The sequence below is a fragment of the Hydrogenophaga sp. genome (assembly GCF_030651625.1).
GTDB lineage: Bacteria > Pseudomonadota > Gammaproteobacteria > Burkholderiales > Burkholderiaceae_C > Hydrogenophaga.
Window position 1 is genome coordinate 1 of sequence record NZ_JAUSCF010000002.1, and the last position, 11,457, is coordinate 11,457.

Consider the following 11,457-nt stretch of genomic DNA (forward strand, 5'->3'; position numbering starts at 1 on the left):
CCGCGTTGGCTTGCTCAAAGATCGGCGCTACCGATACCCGGTGCCGCTCAGTTCCTTATCGACGCTGGAAGGCGGGGTGGGGGCAATCTCCGCCAGTCGGTCAGTGCCGTTAGCCGGTATTTCAGGCCCTCCACCCCAACACCTCAACCATACAAGCCGGGTCCTCGGCGTCACTGGAATGAGGCATTTCGCTCCGGAAGTGTTGTAGTGAAACACCCTGCACCGCTTCGCGTCGCCCCCAAGGGGAGTGGGACCGGACGTCTGGCAAAGCCGGCCCGGCGGTGCCCCTGGGTTGGACCGTTTCAGGCGGCGCGCGGTGGAGCAACTGAAGTGCAGCATCGCCCATGCAAAAGGCCCGCTGGTGCGGGCCTTTTGCATGGGCGATGCGTGAAACGCGAAGGCGGGTCAGCCGCCCTTCTTCGAACGCTTGCCGGGATTCTTCTTGCTGCGAGTGGCCACGCCACGCTCCAGGCTCACGCGTTGACCGCGGCCGGGGGAGGTCAGCGAAACGCCAGGCACGGGGGTGGGACGGGGGGTGGCTCTGCGGTCGGCTTCGGTGACGATTTTGTTGCCCATGGCTGCATCCTGAGAAAGTTGGAGAAAAACCGCTATTGGACCACAAGCGCCGTGCCGGACGCCAGGATCAGGCTGCGTCCACCATGTTCCAGGTGAATGCCGAGTCGGTGGACAGCGCTTCTTCACGGTGCACAGGCATTTGCCAGCCGTTCTGCGGATTCGCCTGAGCGGAAATATCGATGCGCGGCGCCTGTGCAATCACGCCGCCAAAGATGGTGGCAAACGACGCGTCGGCCGCATCGCGCCCGGTGCCGATGCGGATGAAGCCCATGGGAATGGCGGTGCCTGAGGGGTCGAACATGTACCAGCGGTGGCCCAGGTACACCTCCACATAGGCATGGAAATCGGTGGGGCCCAGCGCGGGGTCTGCGCCATAGTCGATGGCAGTGGTGAAACGGGCGGGAATGTTCAGCGCGCGGCACATGGTGATCATGAGGTGCGCGAAATCGCGACACACACCTTTGTGGTCGTTGAGCGTGTCCAGCGCCGAGGTCATGGAATTGCTGGTGTTCGACTCGAACGTGACCTGGCTCTGCACCCAGTCCTTGATGGCCTGCACACGCCGGTAGCCCTGCGGCATCTGACCAAACAGCTCCATGGCCATCGCTGTCACACAGTCGGACTGGCAGTAGCGGCTGGGATAGATGTAGCTCAGCACATCGGTGGGCAACTGGGCCACCGGGGTCTCAAACACGCTGTCGGGCTGGGCCACATGGTGGGTGATGTCCAACGTGGCCCGGTATCGCAGCGTGAGCGGACCAGGACCCGCCGTGAGGCGCAGCGTGCGGTTGCGGGTGGCGGCATCTGTGTGCATGACCATGGGCACCGGCTGGCTCACCTGTAGCTCTTCCCACACCACCTTCTGCTGCGGTGCGTGGGCGGCTTGCACGTTGAAGATGAAATCGGCGCAGGGAGGCGCCACGTCGTACTGCAGGTCGATAGCAAGGTGGATGCGGACCATAAATCACCGTGTTGAGGAATGTGGGTGCCTTTGCGGCGGATGCAGCGCGTGACAGCGCCAGTGAACGGTGAAACATTCAAGACCGATGGTCCATCTTACGCCCAGCATGCTTTTCTCTCTGTGCGATGTCGAACCATAGGAACTCTTCATGTCCCCCCTTTCGCGGAAGCCGCTCAGGAGCGCGTAAGCTTGAAAACATGCGCGCCCTGCTGACGACTTTTTCACTGCAAGAACTGCGCCACCACCCGTGGCGCAACGCGTCGGCGGTGGCGGCGGTGATGCTGGGCGTGGCTTTGGCCTTTGCAGTGCACCTGATCAACGCATCGGCGCTGGCTGAATTCTCGAGTGCGGTCAGCTCCGTCAACGGTCAACCCGATCTGGAACTGCGCGCGCGTCAGGGCCTGATGGACGATGCGCTGGTGGAGCATGTGAGTGCACACCCTGGTGTGGCATTGGCCAGCCCGGTACTGGCGCTTTCCACGGCCGTGCTGGATGCGCGCGGCGAAAAGCTGGCGGTGCAGTTGGTGGGCGTGGACGCCCTGTCGGTGGCCGGCGTGTCACCCGCACTCATGCCGCGCATTGAACAAGCAGACGATGGCACCGGGGGGCGACGGCTGGACCTGTTCGCGCCCGACGCTGTGTTTCTGAATCCGGCAGCACGCCTGGCGCTCAGCGCAGAAGGCAAACTGCCCGCCACACTTCAAGTGCAAAGTGGTCTGAGCCTGCGCACCGTGCGCGTGACCGGCACAGTGAGCGCACCGGGTGGGCCCATGCTGGTGATGGACGTGGCCGCGGCGCAGGCGCTGATGGACCGCGTCGGCGATATCAGCCGCATCGACCTGCGGCTGGCACCTGGCACGCAGGCAGATGCACTGCTGGCTTCGCTGGAGCTGCCGCCACAGGCGGTGGCGCAGCGCCCGGAACAGGCCACCGAGCGCGTGAGCAACCTATCCCGGGCCTACCGCGTGAACCTCACGGTACTGGCGCTGGTGGCGCTGTTCACTGGCGCATTCCTGGTGTTCAGCGTGCTGTCGCTTTCGGTGGCGCGGCGTCAGCAACAGTTTGCGCTGCTGGGCGTGCTGGGATTGTCTGCGCGTGAACGGCTGAACCTGGTGCTGGCCGAATCGGCCCTGCTGGGCCTGCTGGGCAGTGTGCTGGGCGTGGCGCTGGGCACGGCACTGGCGGCAATGGCATTGAGTCTGATGGGGGGCGACCTGGGGGGTGGCTACTTCTCAGGCGCCACGCCGCCGCTGCAGTGGCAGCTCTGGGCCGCGCTGCTCTATGGCGGGCTGGGAATGGCCGCCGCCGTGGCGGGTGGTTGGTGGCCGGCGCGCGCCACCGCGCAAATGGCGCCCGCCCTTGCCCTCAAAGGCCTGGGGGGTGCAGGCAGCGACACGGTGCGCCGACGCCACTCGGCGGCACTCGCGCTGGTGCTGCTGGCCGCCGCACTGGCCTGGGCACCGCCCGTGGCCGGTATTCCGCTGTTTGCCTACCTGTCAGTGGGCTTGCTGCTGGTGGGCGGTATCGCGGCGCTGCCGCTGGGGGTGAGCGCCTTGCTCGACCGACTGGCGCCCTGGGTGGCCCGCCATGCCTTGCCCCTTCTGGCGGTGGAACGATCACGCCGCATGCGCGAAACCGCTGCCGTGGCCACCAGCGGCGTGGTGGCCAGCCTGGCCCTGTCGGTAGCGCTCACCGTGATGGTGGCGAGCTTTCGCGATTCGGTCACGCAGTGGCTCGATGGCGTGCTGCCCGCGCCGCTGTACGTGCGCGCCGCAGGCAGCAGTCTGAGCGAGAGCAACACCTTGCCACCCGATTTTGTGCAGGCGGTGAGCCAGGTGCCGGGTGTAGCGCGGGTGGACCCGCTGCGCGCCACGTCGCTGCAGTTCAGCCCCACGCTGCCTGCGGTGGTGCTGCTGTCCCGCCCGCTGGACAGCGCAGGCACTTCCGGCCAGAGCCTGCCGCTGGTGGGCAACCCACTGCCGGTACCCCCTGCTTCACAAACCCAGGACGTGGTGCCGGTCTACGTGAGCGAGGCCATGCTGGACCTGTACGACGCCCAACCCGGTGGCTGGCTGCCAGCACTGGGGCTGGCCTTTCCTCCAGCGAGCAAGGGAGCGCCCGAACCCCGCTTCTTTGTGGCAGGCGTATGGCGAGACTATGCGCGCCAGCACGGCAGCGTGGTGATGGACCGGTCCGATTTCGTGCGTCTCTCTGGCGACGAGCGGGTGAACGATCTGGCGCTGCATCTGGATGAAGGCACGGATGAAACAGCCGTGCAGGAAGGTATCCGGGCACTGGCGAGGAAGCAAGGTGCTGATGAGCTGATCGAGTTCGCGTCGGCCGGGCAGATACGCGCCGTGTCGCTGCGCATTTTTGACCGCAGCTTCGCCGTGACCTACTGGCTGCAGGCGGTGGCGATTGCCATCGGCCTGTTCGGCGTGGCCGCCAGTTTCAGCGCGCAGGTGCTGGCGCGCCGGCGCGAATTCGGCCTGCTCGCGCACCTGGGACTCACGCGGCGGCAGATCCTGGGCCTGGTGGCGCTCGAAGGCCTCGCTTGGACGGTGCTGGGCGCCATTGCCGGCCTGCTGCTGGGCCTGGCGGTGAGCCTGGTGCTCGTGCACGTGGTGAACCCGCAGAGTTTCCACTGGACCATGGACCTGGCCCTGCCCTGGGCGCGGCTGCTGGCCCTGTGCTTCGCCGTGGTGCTGGCGGGTACGGCCACCGCCTGGCTGGCGGGCCGTGCGGCGGCCAGCCGCGACGCGGTGCAGGCGGTGAAGGAAGACTGGTAAAACCCCAGCCATGAACTTCACCCCGTCTGCCCCGGTCTGGACCCACCAGGCGATCGCCCTCATCGAAGCCGATTTCTGCCGCAGCGCCGACACGCACCTGATCGCCCTGCCCGTGCCCGGGTGGGCAGCGCACGGCATCGACCTCTACCTGAAGGACGAATCCACCCACCCCACCGGCAGCCTCAAGCACCGGCTGGCGCGCTCGCTGTTCTTGTACGCGCTGTGCAACGGCTGGTTGCACGAGGGCACCACCGTGGTCGAAGCGTCGAGCGGCTCGACCGCCGTGAGCGAGGCCTACTTCGCCCGCCTGCTCGGCTTGCCGTTCATCGCGGTGATGCCGCGCAGCACCTCGCAGGAAAAGGTCGACCAGATCACGTTCCACGGGGGGCGCTGCCACTTCGTTGAAAAAGCCGGTGAGGTGTATGCCGCCGCGCAACAACTGGCGCAGGACACGGGCGGCCACTACATGGACCAGTTCACCTACGCCGAACGCGCCACCGACTGGCGCGGCAACAACAACATCGCGCAAAGCATCTTCGAACAGATGGCCCGCGAGCGCCACCCGGTGCCGCGCTGGATCGTGGTGGGCGCGGGCACCGGCGGCACCAGCGCCACCATTGGCCGCTACCTGCGGTACCAGCGTCACGCCAGCCGGTTGTGCGTGGCCGATCCCGAAGGCTCGGTGTTCGCGGCCTACCACCGCAGCGGCGACGCCACACTCACCGCACCGGGCTCGCGCATCGAAGGCATCGGCCGCCCGCGCGTGGAGCCCAGCTTCATACCCAGCCTGATCGACCGCATGGTCGAAGTGCCCAACGCCGATTCATTGGCCGCCATGAACGCGCTCTCCGCGCTGCTCGGCCGCCGCGTGGGGCCCAGCACCGGTACCAACCTGGTGGCCATGCTCACGCTGGCACAGGAGATGAAGGACCAGGGCGAAACCGGTGCGATTCTTTCGCTGCTGTGCGATAGCGGAGAACGCTACCGGCCCACCTATTTCGACAACGACTGGGTCGCCGCCCAGTTCGGCGACTGCAGTGCCGCGCAGGCGCGTATCGCCAGTCAGCTTCAGGGCCCATGACGACCTTGCCCTCAAGACCAACCATCGCAGACGCTGCCTGGATCGACCGGCGACGCTGGCTGCTGGGCACGGCGGCTGCGCTGGCGTTGCCGGGTGCGCGCGCACAAACTCCCCCCCACCAGCCGGGCGATGTGCTGCAACCGAGAGCCTTGGTATTTCCTCGCGACCACGGCAGCCACAACGAGTCCCGCACCGAATGGTGGTACCTCACTGGCCACGGAAAAGACGCACAAGGCCGCGCCTTCGGCTACCAGATCACCTTTTTTCGCAGCCGCGTCGACGAGGCACAGTCGCTGCAGAGCCGACTGGCGGCGCGACAACTGCTCTTCGCTCACGCCGCCATCACCGACGTGCAAGAGGCCAAGCTGTGGCACGACGACCGCATCGCCCGCTGGAACGGCCTGCCACCCACGCAGACGGAGCGCGGCGTGTTCGCCAGCGAAAGCGACATGCAGGTGGTGCTGCGCGACTGGTCGTTCCAGCGCCTGGCCGACGGCCGCTACCGCTCTCGCATCGAGGGTAGAGACATCAGCATCGACCTCACCGGAACGCCCACACAGGCGCTGCTCTTGCAGGGTGAGCAAGGCTTTTCACGCAAGGGGCCTGAGCAAGCACAGTCCAGCTTCTACGTCACCCACCCGCAACTGGCGGTAAGGGCTGCCCTCACGGTGCGGAGCCAGCGGTTCGATGTGCAAGGCACCGCCTGGCTGGACCACGAATGGAGCGAGGCCGTGCTGGCGCCCGACGCGGTGGGCTGGGACTGGATCGGCATGAACCTGTTCAACGGCGACAGCCTCACTGCTTTCCAGTTGCGCCGTCAGGATGGCAGCGCACTGTGGAGCGGCGGGTCGTTCCGCAGTGCCGCCGATGCTGCCGACCCGCTGGGCGGCCAGCGCTTCGCCGCCGATGCCGTGCGCTTTGAACCCTTACGCAACTGGACCAGCCCCCTCACCCGCGCCACCTACCCGGTGGCCTGGACCGTCACCACACCGGCAGGGCGCTTCACCGTGCAGGCGGTCATCGACCCGCAAGAGCTCGACAGCCGCCAGAGCACCGGCACCATTTACTGGGAAGGCCTGTCCGACCTGCTCGACAGCCAGGGCCGGCTGGTGGGGCGTGGGTACCTGGAGATGACGGGATATGCCACGCGACTGGTGTTGTAGCGAGCCCCGGAGGTCAAACCGTGCCCGCGAGCACTTCGACAGGCTCAGTACGACCCTCTTTCCAGAGCCTCCTGATCTGGGCATCGCTACCGCAGGTAAGGCGGTAGTGGTGATAGCGCACCGAGTGCTTTTTGTAGAAGTCCTGGTGCTCATCTTCGGCCAAATAAAAAGGACTGGCCGGCGCCCGTTCGGTGTGAATGACCTTGAACCGACCACTCTTCACCAGCGCCAGATGGCTGGCCTCCACCACCTGGCGTTCATCGTCGTTCTGCCAGTAGATAGCGCTGCGGTACTGGGTGCCAATGTCGCAAAACTGCCGGTTCTTCACGGTGGGGTCGATCTGGCGCCAGAAGTGCTCCACCAGCGCGGCGTAGCTCACCTGGGTGGGGTCATAGATCACGCGCACGGCCTCTGCGTGACCCGTGTGGCCGTTGCTGACCTCGGTGTAGGTGGGGTTCTTCGTGCGGCCGCCGGTGTAACCGGACTCGGCCTCCCGCACGCCCGGCAGGCTCTCGAAGGCTTTCTCCATGGACCAGAAACAACCGCCGGCAAAAATCGCGGTGGCGGTGGCGGCGTGGACCACACCGGTCTGCGCGGTCAGGCAGGCGCTGACGAGCAGGGTTGCAAGCGTCTGGTTCATGGAGAGGAAAACGGGTGGGGTAATGGCATCCTGCGAATCTGCTGTGGAGCCTTTCAGACGCGCAGCGCCGGCAGCTCAGCACCCTCAGGCACAAACGCCAGCGCCACGCCGTTGTTGCAGTAGCGCTTGCCGGTGGGGCGAGGCCCGTCATTGAACACGTGCCCCTGATGCCCGCCACAGCGTGCACAGTGGTACTCGGTGCGCGGGAAAATGAGTTTGAAGTCGGTGGACGTGCCCACCGCATCCGGCAGGGGCTGCCAGAAGCTGGGCCAGCCCGTGCCGCTGTCGTATTTGTGTGCGGCACTGAACAGCGGCAGGTTGCAGGCAGCGCAGACAAAGGCGCCCGGGCGCTTTTCACCGTCCAGCGGGCTGGAGCCAGGGGGTTCCGTGCCGTGTTCGAACAGCACGCGGTAGGCAGCGGGTGACACGATCTGCCTCCATTCAGCCGCCGTTTTTTTGAGCGGGAACGGCGCGGTGGCAAGGGCGCTGGCCGGCACAGAAGCACCAGCAAGCAAGCCAGTCAGGGTCTTCAACATGGTTCGTCGCTCCATCACTTGTTCCTCGGTTCGCTACGCGTGGGCACTGCGCCTGCGCACGGCCTTTCCAGGTCGGAGATTCAACCCCTTTTTCCCTACCATAGGGCAGATTCCGTTCACATGAGTCGGACCATGTGCAACATCCTTACAGACCAGACTGGCAGTAGCGGCAGCAGAGGCCAAGGCGGCCAAGCGGCTACATTGGTGCGGCTCCCAATCTGCCCACCACTTCATGACCCCCATCCCCGAACGTCCGCTGTCCGTGCGCTTCCTGCGCTTCCTCGGGCCACTGGTGCTCACCAATGTGCTGAACGCCCTGTCTGGCACGCTCAACATCATCTTTCTGGGGCAGTTGCTGGGCGCGGCCTCCATGGCGGCCGCAGTGGGCTTCTTCCCTGCGTTCATGTTCCTGATGGCCTTCGTCATCGGACTGGGCACGGGCGCTTCCGTGCTGGTTGGCCAGGCCCATGGCGCGCGCGCGCCGGAGAAGGTGCGCGAGGTGGCCGGTGCCGTGTTACTGGGAGGGGTGCTGCTGGGCGTGTTGGTGGGTGTGGCAGGTGCTGTGTTCGCGCAGCCCCTGATGGGCTGGCTGGGTACCCCACCAGAAATACAGGCGGACTCGGTGCGCTATGCGCGGGTGATGATGTTCGGTCTGCCGGTATTTTTCACCAACATGCTGGTGGCGTCCGTGCTGCGCGGCATGGGTGACTCGGTCACGCCGCTGCGCATGCTGATGGTGTCGTTCGCCTTGTCGGCCGTGATCACACCCGCGTTGATCCTGGGCTGGTTCGGTCTTCCCCAAATGGGTGTGGCCAGCGCCGGCTGGGGTACGTTGATCGGCACACTGGCCGCTCTTGTCTGGCTGGTCTGGCGCTTCCATCGCCAGAGCCACCTCTTGGCCTGGACGGCGCTGATGCCCCATCTGCGGCTGTCCCGCCGGTTCTTGACGGTGGCCCGACTGGGCGTTCCCACCGCGCTGTTCTTCATCACCAGCGCGGCGGCCGACATGGGCTTGCTGGCCCTGGTCCACGGCCATGGCGTGCACGCCACAGCGGCATGGGGTGCGGTGAGCCAGACCACCGCCTACGTGCTCTTCCCCGCCATGTCCATCGCCATTGCGGCTTCCGTGTTCACTGCGCAGGCCGTGGGAGCCGGCGATACGGCGCGCATCGATCAGGTGACCCATGTCGGCCTGATCATGAACCTGGTGCTGACCGGATCTCTCGCGGTTGTGGTGGCGTTTCTCGCGCCACAGATCGCTGCCCTGTTCGTGCAGGACCTCGCCGTGATCGAGCTCGCCGCCACGGTGCTGCGCATCGCGGTCTGGGGGAACATCATCTTTGGTATGGCCAGCGTATTCAGTGGCGTGATGCGCGCCACCGGCACAGTGCGGGTGCCCACCCTGATGTCGCTGGGATGCCTGGTTTTCCTGCTGTATCCGCTGGGCCGGATATTCGACAGCACCCTTGGCCTGCCGTTCATCTGGCTGACCTACCCGGTGACGTTTGCCATCGCGTTGCTGCTGCAAGTCGCCTACTTCTATGGTGTGTGGAAGCAGCGACCTGTCCACCGTCTCATCTGAACACCCTGCTCAAGAAAACCCGGCACACTTGCAGCATGAGCCTCACTTCTGCGTCTGAACGCCCCAAGGCGTCTTCTGCCACTTCACTCAGTGGCCTGCTGCCTTTCATGCGCCCCTACAAGGTGCAGATCGCACTGGCGGTGCTGTTCCTGACGCTCGCCGCGGTCGCCACACTGTTGTTTCCGGTCGCGCTGCGTCACCTGATCGACACCGGGCTCGTGCCGGAAGACCGCAATGCGCAGGCGATGGCCCTGCAGGGGCACTTCCTGGAACTGTTCGGCGTGGCCGTGGCCCTCGGCCTGTTCTCGGCCGCCCGTTTCTACATCGTGAGCTGGCTGGGCGAACGCATCACCGCCGACCTGCGCAACGCGGTCTACAGCCATGTGCTGCGCCAGAGCCCACAGTTTTTCGAGACCACGCAAACCGGCGAGGTACTCAGCCGCCTCACCACCGACACCACGCTGGTGCAGACGGTGGTGGGTTCGTCACTGTCCATGGGGCTGCGCAACGCGTTCATGGGGCTGGGAGCGCTGATCATGCTGGTGATTTCACACCCCTACGTGATGATCCAGGTGTTGCTGGTGATCGGCCTGGTGGTGCTGCCCACCATGTGGTTCGGCCGCCGGGTGCGCAAGCTCTCACGTGCCAGCCAAGACCGCGTGGCCGACTCCAGCGCCATTGCAGCCGAAGTGCTCAACGCCATTCCCATTGTGCAGAGCTACACCGCCGAAGACCGCGAAGCCAGGCGATTCGACAACTCCACCGAACACGCCTTCCACACCGCCGTGCGCCGCAGCCGGGCCCGTGCCGGGCTGGTGGCCTTCATCATCATTGCCAACGCGGCACTGGTGCTGTGGGGTCTGTATCAGGGCACGCAAGCCGTCATTGCGGGTGACCTCAGTGCCGGCCAACTGGGGCAGGCGGTGCTCTACACCATCATCTTCGTGGGCGCGGTGGCGGTGCTGGGCGAGGTGTACGGCGACCTGCTTCGCGCGGCCGGCGCCAGCGAACGCCTGGTGGAGTTGCTGAACACCCAATCGCCCGTTCAGTCGCCTGAGCGGCCACAAGTGGCCCAGGCGCCCCAGGGCGGCAGCAGGGTGCGGTTCGACGACATCACCTTCCACTACCCTTCGCGACCGGCGCAGGCGGCACTTTCGGAATTCAGCCTCGACATCCCGCCTGGCCAGACGGTGGCGCTGGTGGGCCCGAGCGGAGCAGGCAAGAGTACCGTGTTCGGGCTGCTGCTGCGCTACTACGATCCCTTGGTGGGCAGCATCCGGCTCGACGGGGTGCCCATCGACCACCTCAGCCTGCACGACCTGCGGGAACGCATCGGCATCGTGCCGCAGGACCCGGTGATTTTCTCCAGCAGTGCCATGGAAAACATCCGCTATGGCAAGCCCGATGCCACCGATGAAGAGGTGCGCGCCGCCGCTCATGCTGCGTTTGCAGACGAATTCATCGCCAAGCTGCCTGAGGGCTACGACACCTTCCTGGGCGAACGCGGCGTGCGACTTTCAGGTGGTCAGCGCCAGCGCATCGCGATCGCCCGTGCCATGTTGAAGAACCCGCCCCTGCTCTTGCTCGACGAAGCCACCAGCGCGCTCGATGCACAAAGCGAGCGCATGGTGCAGGCCGCACTTGAATCGGCCATGAAAGACCGCACCACGCTGGTCATCGCCCACCGACTGGCCACCGTGCAACAGGCCGACCTCATCGTGGTGCTCGACCACGGCCGCCTGGTCGAACAAGGCACACATGCCGAGCTGGTGGCCGCAGGAGGCGTGTACGCCGGGCTGGCGGCACTGCAATTCAATGTGTAGCTCCCCCCTGCGCCGCTGACGCGGCTTCCCCCCTCTCTGGCGCGCCTGCGGCGCTTGGAAGGGGGACGACCTCTCGGGCCGGCGAAGCCGGACCCTTGAGGTCCCTGGACGGGGGCACTTCACGCGATGCAGATCACACGCCGGGAGACAATGCACTTTCTGCGCGACATTAGAAGAGGCGTTTCCAGGTGGAGATGTCCCCATCCAGGGGCACCGAAGGTCCGGCTCTGCCGGCCCAAGGGTGCCGTCCCTCCTCCAAGCGCCGCAGGCGCGCCAGAGAGGGGGGAAGCCGCGTCAGCGGCGCAG

General features: G+C 65.9%; 9 protein-coding genes. 5 read left to right on the forward strand and 4 right to left on the reverse strand.

Features of this window, described 5'->3' with window-relative positions; genetic code table 11:
• Nucleotides 1-405: 405 nt before the first annotated feature.
• Nucleotides 406-576 carry a hypothetical protein gene (locus Q7V46_RS00375; RefSeq protein WP_304911515.1) on the reverse strand — a complete coding sequence of 57 codons (171 nt, stop codon included), beginning with the start codon at nt 574-576 and terminating at the stop codon, nt 406-408.
• A 67-nt stretch (nt 577-643) separates the two neighbouring features.
• Complete coding sequence (locus Q7V46_RS00380; RefSeq protein ID WP_304911516.1) at nt 644-1,537, reverse strand: transglutaminase family protein; 894 nt, start codon at nt 1,535-1,537, stop codon at nt 644-646.
• A gap of 197 nt (nt 1,538-1,734) precedes the next feature.
• Here Q7V46_RS00380 and Q7V46_RS00385 point away from each other — a divergent pair, with 197 nt between their 5' ends.
• Genes Q7V46_RS00385 through Q7V46_RS00395 form a run of 3 tightly spaced genes read left to right on the forward strand, consistent with a single transcriptional unit; the run spans nt 1,735 to nt 6,570 of the window.
• Nucleotides 1,735-4,326: an FtsX-like permease family protein gene (locus Q7V46_RS00385; protein ID WP_304911517.1), complete on the forward strand. Its 2,592-nt coding sequence runs from the start codon at nt 1,735-1,737 to the stop codon at nt 4,324-4,326.
• Between the two features lie 10 nt (nt 4,327-4,336).
• The gene (locus Q7V46_RS00390; protein WP_304911518.1) at nt 4,337-5,407 is read left to right on the forward strand and encodes a PLP-dependent cysteine synthase family protein; all 1,071 of its coding nucleotides are present in this window, start codon (nt 4,337-4,339) and stop codon (nt 5,405-5,407) included.
• A complete protein-coding gene (locus Q7V46_RS00395) occupies nt 5,404-6,570 on the forward strand; it encodes a carotenoid 1,2-hydratase (protein WP_304911519.1) in 1,167 nt (388 codons plus the stop codon). Before Q7V46_RS00390 ends, Q7V46_RS00395 begins: the two co-directional genes overlap by 4 nt.
• Nucleotides 6,571-6,583: 13 nt before the next feature.
• Here Q7V46_RS00395 and msrA read toward each other — a convergent pair whose 3' ends face one another.
• Nucleotides 6,584-7,210 (reverse strand): peptide-methionine (S)-S-oxide reductase MsrA, encoded by a 627-nt coding sequence (gene msrA, locus Q7V46_RS00400; RefSeq protein WP_304911520.1) that lies wholly within the window; start codon nt 7,208-7,210, stop codon nt 6,584-6,586.
• A gap of 53 nt (nt 7,211-7,263) precedes the next feature.
• Nucleotides 7,264-7,761, reverse strand: a complete 498-nt coding sequence (gene msrB / locus Q7V46_RS00405; protein ID WP_304911521.1) for a peptide-methionine (R)-S-oxide reductase MsrB — start codon at nt 7,759-7,761, stop codon at nt 7,264-7,266.
• 217 nt (nt 7,762-7,978) lie between these two features.
• Between msrB and Q7V46_RS00410 the strand changes: the two genes are divergently transcribed.
• The gene (locus Q7V46_RS00410; RefSeq protein WP_304911522.1) at nt 7,979-9,328 is read left to right on the forward strand and encodes an MATE family efflux transporter; all 1,350 of its coding nucleotides are present in this window, start codon (nt 7,979-7,981) and stop codon (nt 9,326-9,328) included.
• A 35-nt stretch (nt 9,329-9,363) separates the two neighbouring features.
• The gene (locus tag Q7V46_RS00415; RefSeq protein ID WP_304911523.1) at nt 9,364-11,151 is read left to right on the forward strand and encodes an ABC transporter transmembrane domain-containing protein; all 1,788 of its coding nucleotides are present in this window, start codon (nt 9,364-9,366) and stop codon (nt 11,149-11,151) included.
• The last annotated feature ends 306 nt before the right edge of the window (nt 11,152-11,457 follow it).